Source organism: Marinobacter sp. F4218 (genome assembly GCF_019443085.1).
Classification (GTDB): Bacteria; Pseudomonadota; Gammaproteobacteria; order Pseudomonadales; family Oleiphilaceae; genus Marinobacter; species Marinobacter albus.
In genome coordinates this window covers 21,356-36,516 of record NZ_JAHZIL010000001.1, presented here as the reverse complement: position 1 = coordinate 36,516, position 15,161 = coordinate 21,356, and the positions used below count along the sequence as shown (strand labels likewise).

Here is a 15,161-nt window from a genome sequence, read left to right as displayed (position 1 = left end):
ATGAAGACCGCGGCCGGGTGATGCGATCGATTCAGGCCAGAGGTATCCGGTATGTCATCGTTCAACGGACCACCCCACCCAGAAGCGGGACGAAATGCACCGGCTCAAGCTCCTTGTGGTCAAACCGATCGCCCCTCCTTGTCACTTCTACCAGGGTCTGGTTCTGCTCGCCAACCGGCGCAATCAGGACACCGCCATCACACAGCTGCGCCAACAGTTCCTGCGGCACTTCCACTGGTGCGGCGGTCACGATAATGCCGTCGAAGGGGCCCCGGTCAGGCCAGCCCATGCCACCATCGGCATGCTTCAGAAGGACGTTTCGCGCATTAAGCTGGCGCAGACGGTCCCGGGCCCGGTCCTGCAGCGGCTTGATCCGCTCGACACTGTATATCTCGTCAAAAAGGCGGGCGAGAACAGCGGTCTGGTAGCCGGACCCGGTACCCAACTCAAGCACGCGAGCCGGCGAATGGGCCAACATCAGCTCTGACATGCGGGCAACAATGTAGGGCTGGGAAAGGGTCTGACCGTAGCCGATCGGCAGCGAGGTATCTTCATAGGCCCGATGAGAAAGCGCCTCGTCCAGAAAAATATGGCGCGGAACCTCGCCAATAATGTCCAGCACCCGATCGGACTCGATACCGGCCTCACGCAGGCGCTGGACCAGTCGCATACGGGTGCGCCGGGAGGTCATACCGATACCCTGGAGTTGCGCACTCATCCCCGCGCCTCCCCGACATCACCGAGACCTTCGACCCAATCCCGGAGGGGAACCAGGGCGTCATGACGGGTCATGTCAATGTGAACCGGTGTGATGGAAACATAGCCGTCGCGCACGGCATGGAAATCGGTGCCCGGTCCGGCATCTCCACCCGCACCGGCAGCGCCGATCCAGTAGCGCTCCTTTCCCCGGGGACAGGTCATGGGAACCGCGCCCTCGGCCCGCTCACGATGTCCGAGCCTGGTGACCCGAAAGCCGTTAAGCTGGTCCCAGGGCACATCCGGTACATTGACGTTGAGGATGGAGCGGGGACCAAGCACCAGTGGTCGCTCGGTCTCAAGCAGCAGGCGAACCACCCGAGCCGCAGTTTCGTAATGAAAATGGCCATCGTTAACCAGAGAGACGGCAATGGCAGGCAACCCAAGGTGGCGGCCTTCCGTTGCTGCGGCAACGGTTCCGGAATAGATGATGTCGTCGCCGAGATTGGCGTGGGTGTTGATCCCGGATACAACCCGGTCGAAAGGCGTCTGGAACAGGCCGTTGACCGCCAGGTGAACGCAATCCGTGGGAGTCCCGTCAACGGAGCGGAAGCCGTTGGGATGTTGTTCCACGGTTAATGGACGGTTCAGCGTCAGGGCGTTACTGGCCCCGCTGTGGTCCCGATCCGGGGCTACTACCTCCAGGTCGCCGACCCCTTGAAGCCCGTCGAAAAGAGCTATCAGCCCGGGCGAATGGACGCCGTCATCGTTCGACAACAGAATACGCACTGTGTTCTCCGCTAGCCTTGTTGCTTGTTATGGCGGCCGAGGCTCATGTCCTCTAGCTCGAAAATATCACTCAGAATAGTGGTAGCGTACTGGCCCGGCGACAACGAGAATTCCAGTTTAAGGCAACCCTCGTCGTGCCACTGCCACGCGAGTTCAGCCGGCCTGGTCCTGAGCAATCGACGCTCAGGCTTCATTCGGGTTGTCGAGAACAGCCGGACCAGATCCGGTGACTGCTCGACGACGCCCCGTTCCAGGGTTTCCTGATGCCCGGTAGCGGTGGTGCCGCCATCGCCCCAGAGCGGCCCGGTCGGTACCAAATCGCCGCAGGACAGGCCGGGTTCGCCGTCAATCGGCATAAACCAGGTGCCATCGGCCACCCGGCGGGCAAGAACTTCATTGAACAACCACGAACGCGCCGCCGAAAAGTACAATACGTTTTTCGAGGCATCTCTGCCAGCGCGGTTTTTTCCTCGGCGGCCCCGGCCTGCAGTGCGGCCACGGGAATTCATCGCAGAGGCGTCCATGGCGGCCGCCCGATCCAGATTGGCGCCGCCAAAACCAAATCGCTGGGGACCAAAATAATTGGGTGCGCCATGGCTCTTCAGGCGCGCAAGAGCCTCGTCAATTTCGCCGCGGACGCCGTCAACGTCGCGCAGGGTAAGGATAAACCGGTTACCCTCGTGTTCACCACGACGGAGTTTGCGATTATGGCGCCAAACAGACAATACTGGCCATCGCTCCGCCACGCGCGCGACGAAGTCTGCGTCGGAATTGGCCATGCCCGGGCGGTAGAGACTGAACCACTGACTGGTCACCGCGTGGCGATCCTTGAGGCCGAAGAAGCCGACATCGAACGTCCGGCATCCGCAAAGCGCAGCCAACTCGCGCGCGACAAATTCGGTGTTGTCACCGATCTTCTGCAGTCGCAGACAGAGGTGCTCGCCCTCCCCGGCAATTACTTCGGGGCCAGATTGCGCGGGAAAGCCAGAAAACTCTTCATCGACCTGAAAATCCTCGGGCGATGTTTTCAGACCCGCCCGAGCCACACGGGCACCCGCCGAGGTCGGCCAATCCAGGCGCCACCGACCGGCCTCCATGATTTCGGTCATGAGGAGACCGGCTCCAGCAGACACACGGCCTGACAGGCGATACCTTCGCCGCGACCGGTGAACCCGAGTTTTTCAGTGGTGGTCGCTTTCACGCTGACCCGGCTGGCCGGGATCCCCAGGTCTTCGGCAATATTGAGGCGCATAGCTTCGATGTGCGGCGCCATCTTTGGTGCCTGGGCAATGATCGTGCTGTCGATATTGACCACACCATAGCCTTCTTCCCTCACCCGCAACATGACCCGACGTAATAGGTCACGGCTGTCGGCACCGGCCCACTCATCACTGGTATCCGGAAACAGATGCCCAATATCCCCAAGGGCAACCGCGCCCAGGAGCGCATCCGCAAGCGCATGCAGCAGGACATCACCGTCAGAATGGGCGTTCAGTCCCTGATGATGGGGGATGGACACGCCCCCGAGAACAACCGCATCGCCCTGACCAAAGGCGTGGACATCAAAGCCCTGACCGATACGCATAACACACTCCGGGAAGACAGAAAGTTCAGAACCGGCTGAGAATAAAGCCTGCAAGGTCGAGGTCGGCCGGAACAGTTACCTTGATGTTGTCCGGACGACCTTCTACCAGTAACGGCATATTACCGGAAAACTCCATGGCAGAGGACTCGTCAGTTACCCTGTGTCCGGATTCGTGAGCCCGCTCCAGTGCATTCACAAGCATCCGATAGCGGAACATCTGTGGCGTCAGCGCTCGCCAGAGGTGACCCCGATCCACCGTTTCCAGCACTTCGGGGTTAGTCCCCTTGCCCACCTTTTTCAGGGTGTCTGCCACCGGCGCCGCCAGGAGTCCGCCAACCGGGTGGTCCGACAGGGTTTCAACCAATTTGTGAAGATCCCCCGGATGAACGCAGGGGCGAGCCGCATCGTGTACCAGGACCCAATCATCTTCAGCGACCTGCTCCGCCAGCGCCAGCAGCGCAGCCCGCACGGAATCGGAGCGCTCCGTGCCCCCCGTACAGGTCTGAATGCGGTGGTCCGCGCTGGCCCCGGTATCGGGCCACCAATGATCGGCAGAATTCAAGGCAACCATACAGCCGGAAAACGGGACCGAGTCCAGCAGCCGTGACAGGGTGATATCAAGAATGAAGCGGGAGTTAATGCGGAGGTACTGCTTCGGACATTCGGCCTGCATTCGCTGGCCGACTCCTGCCGCAGGTACCACAAGCCAGAGTTTGGGAGTAGTCATGGGTTATCCGTGGAACGTTCGGAGACTCGAAACCTGAACCTTAATTCTCTACAACGAGAAAAAACGTTTCATCCTCGCGAATCAACCCCAGGTTCATTCTGGCTCGCTCTTCCACGGCGCCGCGCTCTCCGCGAAGATTCCGGACCTCGGCATAAAGGCGCTCGTTGCGGGTGGCCAGCTCAGCATTTTCCGCCCGCTGTTCCGCGATCGACTGCTCAAGCGCCCAGACCTGCGCAAAGCTGCCCTCCCCGACCCACAGGCGAACCTGCAGCAGGAGTATCAGAACAACCATTGTGGTCCAGAGCAACTTCATTGCCGGTTCCGTCCAGAATTATCCGATCAAAATTTCGACACCGTTCGTCGAGTATAGACCTTAGAGTAGATTAGCAACAAATTCTTCTAAGCGCTTGTGTAAAAAGGCCATCGTAACTGAACTAATGCTCAGAATACGATGGCCTTAACACTTCTGGGACCACAATCATAAGGATCGTGGATCAAAATGGAAGGATTGGAGTCAGCCCTGACCTTTGATTTCGCTCAAACCTCGGTAGGGTGCCTTGCCATCCAGGGCTTCTTCAATGCGCAGCAGTTGGTTGTACTTGGCAACGCGATCCGAACGACAGAGGGAACCGGTTTTGATCTGGCCGGCGCAGGTTGCCACCGCCAGATCGGCAATGGTGGTGTCCTCGGTTTCGCCGGAGCGATGGGAGATGACGGCAGTATAGCCGGCGTCCTGGGCCATCTTGATGGCGTCGAGGGTCTCACTCAGGCTTCCGATCTGGTTGAACTTGATCAGGATGGAGTTGCCAACACCCTTATCGATACCCTGCTTCAGGATCCGGGTGTTGGTCACGAACAGATCATCACCCACCAGTTGGACCTTGCTCCCCAGCTTCTCGGTCAGCACTTTCCAGCCGTCCCAGTCACTCTCGTCCATGCCATCTTCGATGGAGACAATGGGGTAACGCTCGCACAGGCCTGCCAGATAGTCGGCAAAACCTTCGGAATCAAAGCTCTTGCCCTCACCAGACAGCTGATACTGGCCGTCCTTGTAGAATTCCGAGGAGGCACAATCCAGCGCCAGGGTGACGTCAGTCCCAAGGGTGTAGCCGGCCTTTTCAACCGCTTCCTTGATAACGGCCAGCGCCGCTTCGTTGGACGGCAGGTTCGGCGCAAAGCCGCCCTCGTCACCAACGGCCGTGTTCAGGCCCTGGGCCTTCAGTACTTTCTTCAGGCTGTGGAAGATCTCCGCGCCAATACGCAGGGCTTCGGCGAAGCTCTTGGCGGCGACCGGCTGAACCATGAACTCCTGGATATCAACGTTGTTGTCGGCGTGCTCACCACCATTGAGGATATTCATCATCGGCACCGGCATGCTGAACTGGCCAGAGGTGCCGTTCAGGTCTGCAATGTGGGCATACAATGGCTTGCCCAGGGACTCGGCGGCAGCCTTGGCGGCCGCCAGGGACACCGCCAGAATGGCATTGGCGCCCAGATTGGCCTTGTTGTCGGTGCCGTCCAGTTGCAGCATCAGGCTGTCCAGAGCGCGCTGATCGGCCGCATCCTTGCCCAACAGTGCCTCACGGATCTTCCCGTTCACAGCCTCGACGGCCTTGCGCACCCCCTTGCCCAGATAGCGGGACGCATCCTGATCACGCAGCTCCAGAGCCTCGCGGGAACCGGTAGACGCGCCGGAAGGCGCGCAGGCCCGGCCCAGGGTGCCGTCTTCAAGGAGGACATCGGCTTCAACAGTCGGGTTACCGCGGGAGTCGAGAACCTCGCGAGCCTTGATGTTGGCAATCTTGGTCATTGTGATGGATCTCCAAAGTATTCAAGTAGTCAAAGGGTAACGAAACGAAGAACACCGCCAATCAGGCGGTGTCGATAGGTTTAAAGCTTTTTACAAGATCATCGACGGCTTTCACGCGCGCCAGGAAGGGTTCCAGCTGGCTCAGGCGCAGGGCACACGGGCCATCGCACCTGGCCTTATCCGGGTCCGGATGAGCCTCCAGAAACAGGCCAGCGAGCCCCTGGGACATGCCCGCAAGCGCCAGATCGGTAACCTGGGCACGACGTCCGCCGGCAGAATCGGCGCGACCGCCAGGCATCTGCAGGGAGTGGGTCACGTCGAACATCACCGGCACGTCCATTGCTTTCATGATCCCGAAGCCGAGCATATCCACTACCAGGTTGTTGTACCCGAAGCTGGTGCCACGCTCACAAAGGATCACCTTGTCGTTACCGGCTTCCTCGCACTTACTGATGATGTGTTTCATTTCCTGGGGTGCCAGGAACTGGGCCTTCTTGATGTTGATCACCGCGCCGGTTTCGGCCATGGCGACTACCAGGTCGGTCTGGCGGCTCAGAAAGGCCGGGAGCTGGATGACATCACAGACTTCCGCGGCTGGCGCGGCCTGCTCGGGTTCGTGCACGTCAGAAATGATGGGCACACCGAACTTGCTTTTGATATCGGCCAGGATCTGAAGCCCTTGCTCCAGACCCGGGCCCCGGAAGGAATGCACGGATGAGCGGTTGGCCTTGTCGAAGGACGCCTTGAAAACGTAGGGAATGCCCAGTTTCCGGCACACCTCGACGTAGGCCTCGGCAACCTCGAACGCCAGCTCTCGGGATTCCAGGACATTCATGCCACCGAACAGTACAAACGGCTTGTCGTTGGCCACCTCGATGCCCGAAACGCTAACGGTGCTCCGCGCCATGATCAGGCCCCCTTCTTGCGCGCCAGGGCGGCTTCAACAAAGCCCTTGAACAACGGATGCCCGTCACGCGGTGTCGAGGTGAATTCCGGATGGAACTGGCAAGCGACGAACCACGGGTGATCACCAGCTTCAACCACTTCCACAAGCTTGCCATCCGAGGAGCGACCGGAGATCTTGAGACCGGCCTCTTCCAGTTTCGGCAGGAAGTGGTTGTTCACCTCATAGCGGTGACGATGGCGTTCGCGGATCGTTTTCCGGCCATAGCAGTTGGCAATGGTGGTGCCTTCGGTCAACACACAGTCCTGGGCGCCCAGACGCATGGTGCCGCCAAGATCGGATTCTTCGGTACGCTCTTCTTTCTCACCGCTGGCATCGAGCCATTCGGTAATCAGGCCAACCACCGGTTCCGGCGTGTGTTCACGGAACTCGGTGCTGTGGGCATCTTTCAGACCGGCCACGTTCCGGGCGTACTCGATAACCGCCACCTGCATGCCCAGACAGATACCCAGGTAGGGAACCTTGTTCTCACGGGCGTACTGTACTGTGCGAATCTTGCCTTCAACACCGCGCTCTCCGAAGCCGCCGGGTACCAGGATCGCGTCAGCTTTCTCCAGGGCGCCGGTGCCGTCACGTTCAATATCTTCCGAGTCGATGTAATTGATATTGACCTTGGTGCGGGTCTTGATTCCCGCGTGAAGCAGGGACTCGATCAGCGACTTGTAAGCGTCCAGCAGTTCCATGTACTTGCCAACCATGGCCACGGTGATTTCGGCCTCGGGATTCATCAGAGACTCGACCACCTCGTCCCATTCACGCAGGTCGGCCGGACGCGCATCCAGACCGAAGCGCTCAATCACCAGCTGATCCAGACCATGCTCGTGGAGGGTGCGCGGAATGGCATAGATTGACTTGGCATCCTGGAGCGGAATGACTGCGCGTTCTTCAACGTTGGTGAAGAGTGCAATCTTGCGGCGGGAGCTAGCGTCCACTTCGTGCTCGGAACGGCACAGCAGAATGTCCGGCTGGAGGCCGATGGAGCGCATTTCCTTCACAGAATGCTGGGTCGGCTTGGTCTTGATCTCGCCCGCAGTGGCGATGTACGGAACCAGGGTCAGATGCATGAACAGCGCACGCTGCGGACCAACCTCAACCTTCAGTTGCCGGCAGGCCTCGAGGAATGGCAGTGACTCAATATCACCCACCGTGCCGCCAATTTCGATCATTGCCACATCAGCACCGGCTGCACCTTCAACGACGCGACGCTTGATTTCGTCAGTGATGTGCGGAATAACCTGAACCGTGCCGCCCAGGTAATCACCACGGCGCTCCTTACGAATGACTTCTTCGTATACACGGCCGGTGGTGAAGTTGTTCCGACGGCTCATTGGCGTGCGGATGAACCGCTCGTAGTGGCCCAGGTCGAGATCGGTTTCCGCGCCGTCTTCGGTGACAAAAACCTCACCGTGCTGGAACGGGCTCATGGTGCCGGGGTCCACGTTGATGTACGGGTCCAGCTTGAGAATAGTGACCTTCAGGCCGCGTGCCTCGAGGATCGCTGCCAGAGAGGCGGATGCGATACCTTTCCCCAAGGAGGACACGACACCGCCGGTGACGAAAATATAACGCGTCATGCAGATTCCATGCTTGTCTGGTTCGGTGAAGGAGGGAGATTGTCATCTCAAGATGGGACGCCAGACTACCAGAAACCCCCATCTGACTCAATCAAATTCCCGCCTCACAACAAGCCGCCAACCGGCGGCAGGAGCGCCTCCCGAGTATTGTTCAGAACACCACAAATCGCCAATGGCAATCAGCTCGCCGGCGTCTCCGGAGCCCGCAAAAACCAACGGGAGACAGGCTCTTTCCCAGGGCGGCACCGCCTGTTCCTGAAACCAGTTTTTCAGTGATTTCGACGACCCTTCAGGACGGAACCGCACGCGCTCCCCTCCCTGCCTCGTAGATACCCTTATTGGCCTGGACGGACTTTCCGGGTTAGCCACCGACTCAAGCGTGAGCGTCCAGTAAGCCCAGTGCAACGGCTCACCCGGCAACAGCGTGACCGGCGACACGGGCACCTCGGGTTGCTCCGGGACCAGATGAATCCATCCCTGAAACCGGCGCAGACGAAACCCTTCTCCACGCAGCTCCGGCTCCCGGTCCTCGGCGGCCTCAAGCAAGTCGTGCATGACCTGGCTCCAGTCCGAAACCACCGGCGGACGGAATCCCCGCTTCCGGGCCCACCAACGCACAAGGTTTTTCTGCTCCACTACCGTAAGCGCCTGCAAGGCAGGCACAGACAACGCCCTCGACCCTTTCGAGCATTCAGTCCATTGCCGCTCTGCCAGGCGTTCGTTCAGAAATTCACTGTCGGCACAGGCACCGGCACTGTGCCTAACACGCCGCGCGAGACCGGGCCAGCGCGCTTTCAGACCCGGGATAATGGTATGCCGCAGGTAATTGCGGTCATATCCCTGATCGGCATTACTTGGATCCTCTACCCACTCAAGCCCGCCTTCCCGCGCCCAGTGCTCAAGCTCCGCCCGCTCCAGTTCCAGCAGTGGCCGCACAAGCTGCCCCGCCGCCAGCGGACGAGCGCGGGGCATGCCGGCCAGACCCGCCACTCCACTACCCCGGATCAGGCGGAACAGAACCGTTTCCACCTGATCGTCCGCATGATGGGCCAAAAGCAGAAGGTCGCCGGGCCCGAGAATTTCCTCAAACACCGCGTAGCGGGCCTCCCTGGCAGCCTCTTCCACCCCACCCAGATTACCGCCAGCCTGTCCGATGTTGACCGAAACCCGACGGACGACCAGAGGGATACCCAGGGCAGCGCACTGGGTACGACAAAAGGCCTCGGTTTCGTTGGCGTTGGGCTGAAGCTGGTGGTTTACATGGATAGCGTGGACATCAACGCGGGAGCGATGACAGAAAGCCGCCAAATGCAGGAGCAGGACGGAGTCCAGGCCGCCACTCAGGGCGACCCATAAGCGGGAATGCTCGGGGAGCGACCTGACCGGCGCGCACAGCACATCCGGCCAGGCAAAGCCGTGATCGGGCTCAGCGCCCGTTGTCATAGCGGGTCAGTCGCTCATAGCGACGGGCTACCAGCTCATCCGTCGGCAAGCGGCTGAGTTCCGCCACACCATTGGCCAGGATCTCTTTCAGGGATTCCGACATCTCCTCCGGATTGCGGTGGGCGCCGCCCAGAGGCTCCTGGATGACATTGTCCGCGAGCCCGAGGTCCTTGAGGCGGTCCGCCGTGACCCCCATGGCCTCTGCGGCCTGGGCCGCAAACTCAGCGCTCTTCCAGAGGATGGAGGCGCAGCCTTCCGGGGAGATAACCGCGTAGGTGGAGTATTGAAGCATGTTCAACTGGTCGCAAACGCCAATCGCCAGGGCACCACCGGAACCGCCCTCGCCGATCACCGTGGAAATGATCGGGGTTTTCAGTCTGGACATCACGGCGAGGTTGAACGCGATGGCTTCACTCTGGCCACGCTCCTCGGCACCGATCCCCGGATAGGCACCCGGAGTGTCGATAAACGTGAGGATCGGCATTTTGAAACGTTCCGCCATTTCCATCAGACGCAAGGCTTTGCGATAGCCTTCCGGGCGGGGCATGCCGAAGTTGCGCTTGACCTTGTCCCTTACTTCGCGGCCTTTCTGATGACCGATGATCATCACCGGCTTGTTATTCAGACGCGCAGTCCCGCCCACAATGGCCTGGTCGTCCGCGTACCGGCGGTCGCCGTGCAGTTCGTCGAAATCCTCAAAAATCGATTCAATGTAATCGAGAGTGTAGGGTCTGCGAGGATGACGGGCCAGACGGGCAACGTCCCAGGGTTTGAGATTCGAGAAGATGCTTTCAGTCAGGCTGACGCTCTTCTTCTTGAGCCGGGAAATCTCGTCGGTGATATTGATATCGGTGTCGTTACCGACCATGCGAAGCTCTTCAATCTTGGCTTCCAGGTCAGCAATGGGTTGCTCGAAATCCAGATAATTAGGGTTCATGATGTTCCATCATTTGATTGCCAGGTGGAGAAACACTCCGCCAAACCAGAATTTGGGACAAAGATAGCAGCGCCAGCAACACGGCTAAAGCGGACCTTGGTATGAGTCCACTTTCTGACAAAAGCTTAATTTTTCAATATGTCAGCCGTATTTGCGCCCAGAACCTTGCCGGACTGATCTAATCATAGACCAGTTCTACGGACTGGTCGCCCACGAGGTACCGAAGCTCCAGCAGAAGGTTGTCGTCAGGCTGTACCCGCCAGGATTCGCCCAGTTCAATGCGAGTTTGGGCCTCAGCGCTGGAGTACTCGATCCAGACCGGACTCCCCTCGCACCGGAAGGGACGGAGGGTGTTGTCCAGCTTTTCGAGCAGTCCGTTCTGCAGCTGGTCCGATCGCAGAGCCAGTTTCAGCCCCCGACTGAACTGCTGGCGCGCGGTTCCAACGTCCATCACGGAACTCACCCGCATTTTCATCTGGCCGGAATAGTCGTCATGGCTGACCTGCCCCTCGACCACAATCACCTGATCCGACTGCAACAGTTCCCGGTTCTCGAAAAAGGCTTCCGAGAACAGCGTGGCCTCGATACGGGCGCTGCGATCATCAAGGGTTATGAAGCACATGGTAGAACCGGTCCGTGTTTTCATGGTTCGCTGGGCGACCACCAGACCGGCCACCCGCTGCGGTGCCTTGCTCGGCTTCAGATCGGCAATGGACGAGCGCACGAAACGGCGTACTTCCTTCTCGTACTCATCAAAAGGATGGCCCGTCAGGTACAGACCGAGAGTATCCTTCTCCCCTTTCAAACGCTGCTTCTCCGGCCACTCTCGGACATCTGCGACATCGGCGTAGGGATCACCGCCCTCACCGCCTTCAAGCATTTCCCCGAACATATCCATCATGCCCACAGATTCGTTCCGGGATTGTTGATCAGCCTGTTGGACGGCCTTGTCGATACTCGCCATCAGTTGGGCCCGACCGGCACCGAACTTGTCCATCGCACCGGACCGGATCAGCGCTTCCATGGCGCGCTTGTTGACCTTTCTCAGGTCGACCCGACGGCAGAAATCGAAAATATCCTCGTACGGTTCCCCGTCGCCGCGCCCTTCGACGATGCTCTGGATCGGGCCCTCACCCAGCCCCTTGATTGCCCCGAGGCCGTACACAATCTGACCTTCTTCGTTGACCGTGAAGGTGTATTCCGAACGGCTGACGTCGGGCACCAACAGGTCCAGTTTCATGTTCCGGCACTCTTCCACCAGCGTGACCACCTTGTCGGTGTTCTGCATATCGGCAGTGAGTACCGCAGCCATGAATTCGGCCGGGTAATGGGCTTTCAGCCACAGGGTCTGGTAGGACACCAGTGCGTAGGCGGCAGAGTGGGACTTGTTGAAGCCGTAACCGGCAAACTTCTCCACCAGGTCGAAGATGTTTTCTGCCAGGGTCTTGTCAATGCCGTTCTGCTCACAGCCGTCCAGGAAGAACTGCTTCTGCTTGGCCATCTCCTCGGGCTTTTTCTTACCCATGGCCCGGCGTAGCATGTCGGCGTTACCGAGAGTGTACCCGGCCATGACCTGGGCGATCTGCATAACCTGCTCCTGGTACAGGATGACCCCGTACGTGGGCTCCAGAACCGGTCTCAGGCCTTCATACTGATAGTCGGGGTGCGGGAAAGACATGGGCTGACGGCCATGCTTACGGTCAATGAAGTCATCAACCATACCGGATTGCAGTGGACCCGGGCGGAACAAGGCCACCAGGGCGATCATGTCTTCCAGGGAATCGGGCTGAAGCCGTCGGATCAGATCCTTCATGCCCCTGGATTCGAGCTGGAACACCGCAGTGGTTTCGGCCTTCTTGAGCATGTCGAACGAGGGCACATCATCGAGCGGAATCTCGTTGATATCCAGCTCCGACTCACCACGCTGTTGCCGGCGCGGGTTGATCATGTTCAGGGCCCACTTGATGATGGTGAGCGTCCGCAGCCCCAGAAAGTCGAATTTGACCAGACCCGCGTCTTCCACGTCACCCTTATCGAACTGGGTCACGAGGCTGCCGCCCTCGTCATCGCAATAAAGCGGTGAAAAGTCGGTGATCTTGGTGGGCGCGATCACCACGCCCCCGGCGTGCTTACCGGCATTCCGGCACACACCCTCGAGTTTGAGCGCCATCTCCCAGATTTCCTGGGCTTCCTCGTCCTGCTCGAGGAAGTCCTTGAGCTGGGGTTCCTGCTCAATCGCCTTTTCAAGCGTCATACCCACTTCGAACGGGATCAGCTTCGAGAGCTTGTCCGCCAGACCGTATGACTTGCCCTGAACCCGGGCCACATCCCGCACCACCGCCTTGGCCGCCATGGTACCGAAGGTGATGATCTGGGAGACCGCCTCCCGGCCGTATTTCTGTGCGGTGTACTCGATGACCCGGTCACGGCCTTCCATGCAGAAATCGACGTCGAAGTCGGGCATGGAGACCCGCTCCGGATTCAGGAAACGCTCGAACAGCAGATCGTATTCTAGCGGATCGAGATCGGTAATCAGCTGGGCGTAGGCGACCAGGGAGCCGGCACCGGACCCCCGCCCCGGCCCCACCGGCACGCCGTTGTTCTTGGCCCACTTGATGAAGTCCATCACGATCAGGAAGTAGCCCGGGAAACCCATCTGGATGATGATGTCCAGCTCAAAGTTCAGGCGTTTGTAATAGGCAGCCCGCTTGGCATCATACTCCGGGTCATCCTTGCTCAGGGTCTTGGCCAGCCGCTCCTCGAGCCCTTCCTCGGACACCTTGCGGAAATAGTCGTCCATGGTCATGCCATCGGGGATCGGATAGTTCGGCAGGAAATACTCACCCATCCGAACCTTCACGGAACACCGGCGGGCAATCTCCACCGTGTTTTCCACCGCCTCCGGAATATCGGAAAACAGCTCAATCATCTCCTCGGCACTGCGCAGGTACTGCTGGTCGCTGAACCGACGATCACGGCGCGGATCGTCAAGGGTCCGGCTTTCACCGATGCAGACCCTGGCCTCGTGCGCTTCAAAGTCTTCGGCATCGAGGAAATGCACGTCGTTGGTGGCCACCACCGGCAACCCCAGTTCCTGGGCCAGCCCGACACTCAGATGCAGGCAGTCTTCGTCCCCGGCCCGCCCGGTTCGCTGGAGCTCCAGGTAACAGGCATCCGGATACAGGCTCATCCAGTAGGCCGCGCGCTCGCGAGCGAGCTCTGGCTTGTCCGCCAGCAGGGCCTTACCGATATCACCAAGCTTCGCCCCGGACAGCATGATCAGGCCGTCAGGTCGCTCTTCCAGCCATTTGCGCTGGATAATTGGCTTGCCGAATCGCTGCCCCTCGGTATAGCCCAGGGAGATGATTTCGGTCAGATTCAGGTAGCCATCGTTATTCCGGGCCAGCAGGGTCAGCCGGAACGGGTTGTCCGGCTCATCCGGATTCTCCAGCCACAGATCGGCACCGATGATTGGCTTCACTCCGGCACCGGTCGCCGCCTTGTAGAAGCGAACCAGCGAACACATGTTGGACTGCTCGGTGAGTCCGACGGCGGGCATGCCAAGCTCGGCGACCCGGCCGATAAGGGGTTTGACCCGCACCAGTCCGTCAACCATTGAATATTCGGAATGTACGCGAAGGTGTACAAAAGTCTGCGCCATAATGTCAGGCAATTCCTGCTGGTAATTTCTGTTCGGCCCCGGCTCTTAACCGCCTATCAGGGCTCTGATGTCTGCTTCTGTCTGGGGCCCAAAACGGGCCTCGAGCAAATCCCCATCGGGATTGACAACAAACGTCGCCGGCAAGGCAACGGGCGTCTGCCAACCAAATTTATGGCCCGGGTCTTCCGCCAGCATGGTGAACTCGATGCCCATGCGTTCGCCCAACTCTTCCAGCTCTACGCCCGAGATACCATCAAAATTCACACCCAGCACGGCAATATCGGGTGCCTTGTCCAGCTCATTGAGTTCAGGAATTTCTTCCAGGCAGGGCTTGCACCATTCCGCCCAGTAATTGACCAGAACCCACTGACCACGGAGCTGGTCCCAGTTCAGTTTGGGGCCGCCAGCGCGCTCCAGCTCGATTTTCTCACAACCGGCGGACACCAGAATCAGAACGAATAACCCGAAGCGGGCCATCCAGTGGAGAAACCTCCGGTTTGCAGGGTACTGCACGAGAAAACCTCCTGTTAGACTACGGACCACTCAAACTGCGGTATCCATCCAGACAGACAATCAGGCTCGAAGATGACAGAACCAACCCGGATTTTCCACAACCCTCGGTGTTCAAAATCCCGACAAGCCCTTGAACTGCTTACAGATCGGGGAATTGAACCGGAAATTATACGCTACTTGGAGACGCCGCCGACAGAGCACGAGCTGGCCGACATTCTGGCAGCGCTTGATGCCGAGCCCCGGGCACTGATGCGCACCAAGGAAAAGGAATACAAGGAACTCGGACTGGACAACCCCGATCTCAGCCGTGACCAGCTGATTGCGGCCATGGTGGCCCACCCAAAACTGATTGAGCGGCCCATTGTAATCGCGAATGGCAAGGTTGCGGTAGGTCGACCGCCGGAAAACGTGCTGTCAATCCTGTAACACGCTCCAGAACCCACCGTTGATCGAAGGAACACG

14 protein-coding genes are annotated in these 15,161 nt (G+C 59.3%); 1 reads left to right on the top strand and 13 read right to left on the bottom strand.

The annotated features are described in order from the left end of the window. Positions 1-61: 61 nt before the first annotated feature. The 13 genes from K0B93_RS00165 to K0B93_RS00105 all read right to left on the bottom strand — a co-directional run bounded on the left by K0B93_RS00165 (position 62) and on the right by K0B93_RS00105 (position 14,699). Positions 62-718, bottom strand: coding sequence for a protein-L-isoaspartate(D-aspartate) O-methyltransferase (locus K0B93_RS00165; RefSeq protein WP_219865258.1), 657 nt, complete (start codon positions 716-718; stop codon positions 62-64). Further along, on the bottom strand, positions 715-1,485 hold the full coding sequence (gene surE / locus K0B93_RS00160) for a 5'/3'-nucleotidase SurE (RefSeq protein WP_219865257.1): 771 nt from the start codon (positions 1,483-1,485) through the stop codon (positions 715-717). The genes K0B93_RS00165 and surE overlap by 4 nt, the downstream gene beginning before the upstream one ends. A gap of 11 nt (positions 1,486-1,496) precedes the next feature. After that, positions 1,497-2,594, bottom strand: coding sequence for a tRNA pseudouridine(13) synthase TruD (truD, locus tag K0B93_RS00155; RefSeq protein WP_219865256.1), 1,098 nt, complete (start codon positions 2,592-2,594; stop codon positions 1,497-1,499). Next, a complete protein-coding gene (ispF, locus tag K0B93_RS00150; RefSeq protein ID WP_219865255.1) occupies positions 2,591-3,070 on the bottom strand; it encodes a 2-C-methyl-D-erythritol 2,4-cyclodiphosphate synthase in 480 nt (159 codons plus the stop codon). Before ispF ends, truD begins: the two co-directional genes overlap by 4 nt. Before the next feature lie 25 nt (positions 3,071-3,095). Further along, positions 3,096-3,797 carry a 2-C-methyl-D-erythritol 4-phosphate cytidylyltransferase gene (ispD, locus tag K0B93_RS00145; RefSeq protein ID WP_219865254.1) on the bottom strand — a complete coding sequence of 234 codons (702 nt, stop codon included), beginning with the start codon at positions 3,795-3,797 and terminating at the stop codon, positions 3,096-3,098. A 40-nt stretch (positions 3,798-3,837) separates the two neighbouring features. Beyond that, positions 3,838-4,110, bottom strand: a complete 273-nt coding sequence (locus tag K0B93_RS00140; protein WP_218637625.1) for a septum formation initiator family protein — start codon at positions 4,108-4,110, stop codon at positions 3,838-3,840. A gap of 201 nt (positions 4,111-4,311) precedes the next feature. Further along, the gene (gene eno, locus K0B93_RS00135; RefSeq protein ID WP_219865253.1) at positions 4,312-5,607 is read right to left on the bottom strand and encodes a phosphopyruvate hydratase; all 1,296 of its coding nucleotides are present in this window, start codon (positions 5,605-5,607) and stop codon (positions 4,312-4,314) included. A 61-nt stretch (positions 5,608-5,668) separates the two neighbouring features. Further along, the gene (kdsA, locus tag K0B93_RS00130; protein ID WP_219865252.1) at positions 5,669-6,514 is read right to left on the bottom strand and encodes a 3-deoxy-8-phosphooctulonate synthase; all 846 of its coding nucleotides are present in this window, start codon (positions 6,512-6,514) and stop codon (positions 5,669-5,671) included. Between the two features lie 2 nt (positions 6,515-6,516). Beyond that, on the bottom strand, positions 6,517-8,145 hold the full coding sequence (locus K0B93_RS00125) for a CTP synthase (RefSeq protein WP_219865251.1): 1,629 nt from the start codon (positions 8,143-8,145) through the stop codon (positions 6,517-6,519). A gap of 87 nt (positions 8,146-8,232) precedes the next feature. Then, the gene (gene tilS, locus K0B93_RS00120; protein WP_219865250.1) at positions 8,233-9,588 is read right to left on the bottom strand and encodes a tRNA lysidine(34) synthetase TilS; all 1,356 of its coding nucleotides are present in this window, start codon (positions 9,586-9,588) and stop codon (positions 8,233-8,235) included. Then, positions 9,572-10,525 carry an acetyl-CoA carboxylase carboxyl transferase subunit alpha gene (gene accA / locus K0B93_RS00115; protein ID WP_219865249.1) on the bottom strand — a complete coding sequence of 318 codons (954 nt, stop codon included), beginning with the start codon at positions 10,523-10,525 and terminating at the stop codon, positions 9,572-9,574. The genes tilS and accA overlap by 17 nt, the downstream gene beginning before the upstream one ends. Positions 10,526-10,703: 178 nt before the next feature. Then, positions 10,704-14,186 (bottom strand): DNA polymerase III subunit alpha, encoded by a 3,483-nt coding sequence (gene dnaE / locus K0B93_RS00110; protein ID WP_219865248.1) that lies wholly within the window; start codon positions 14,184-14,186, stop codon positions 10,704-10,706. Between the two features lie 45 nt (positions 14,187-14,231). Beyond that, positions 14,232-14,699: a TlpA family protein disulfide reductase gene (locus tag K0B93_RS00105; RefSeq protein ID WP_416383185.1), complete on the bottom strand. Its 468-nt coding sequence runs from the start codon at positions 14,697-14,699 to the stop codon at positions 14,232-14,234. Positions 14,700-14,771: 72 nt separating this feature from the next. Between K0B93_RS00105 and arsC the strand changes: the two genes are divergently transcribed. Next, on the top strand, positions 14,772-15,125 hold the full coding sequence (gene arsC, locus K0B93_RS00100) for an arsenate reductase (glutaredoxin) (protein ID WP_219865247.1): 354 nt from the start codon (positions 14,772-14,774) through the stop codon (positions 15,123-15,125). Positions 15,126-15,161: the final 36 nt, after the last annotated feature.

Coding starts and splice junctions, on each gene's coding strand:
- K0B93_RS00165 (WP_219865258.1), bottom strand. CDS start 718: ATGAGTGCGCAACTCCAGGGTATCGGTATGACCTCCCGGCGCACCCGT.
- truD (WP_219865256.1), bottom strand. CDS start 2,594: ATGACCGAAATCATGGAGGCCGGTCGGTGGCGCCTGGATTGGCCGACC.
- ispF (WP_219865255.1), bottom strand. CDS start 3,070: ATGCGTATCGGTCAGGGCTTTGATGTCCACGCCTTTGGTCAGGGCGAT.
- ispD (WP_219865254.1), bottom strand. CDS start 3,797: ATGACTACTCCCAAACTCTGGCTTGTGGTACCTGCGGCAGGAGTCGGC.
- K0B93_RS00140 (WP_218637625.1), bottom strand. CDS start 4,110: ATGAAGTTGCTCTGGACCACAATGGTTGTTCTGATACTCCTGCTGCAG.
- eno (WP_219865253.1), bottom strand. CDS start 5,607: ATGACCAAGATTGCCAACATCAAGGCTCGCGAGGTTCTCGACTCCCGC.
- kdsA (WP_219865252.1), bottom strand. CDS start 6,514: ATGGCGCGGAGCACCGTTAGCGTTTCGGGCATCGAGGTGGCCAACGAC.
- K0B93_RS00125 (WP_219865251.1), bottom strand. CDS start 8,145: ATGACGCGTTATATTTTCGTCACCGGCGGTGTCGTGTCCTCCTTGGGG.
- tilS (WP_219865250.1), bottom strand. CDS start 9,588: ATGACAACGGGCGCTGAGCCCGATCACGGCTTTGCCTGGCCGGATGTG.
- accA (WP_219865249.1), bottom strand. CDS start 10,525: ATGAACCCTAATTATCTGGATTTCGAGCAACCCATTGCTGACCTGGAA.
- dnaE (WP_219865248.1), bottom strand. CDS start 14,186: ATGGCGCAGACTTTTGTACACCTTCGCGTACATTCCGAATATTCAATG.
- arsC (WP_219865247.1), top strand. CDS start 14,772: ATGACAGAACCAACCCGGATTTTCCACAACCCTCGGTGTTCAAAATCC.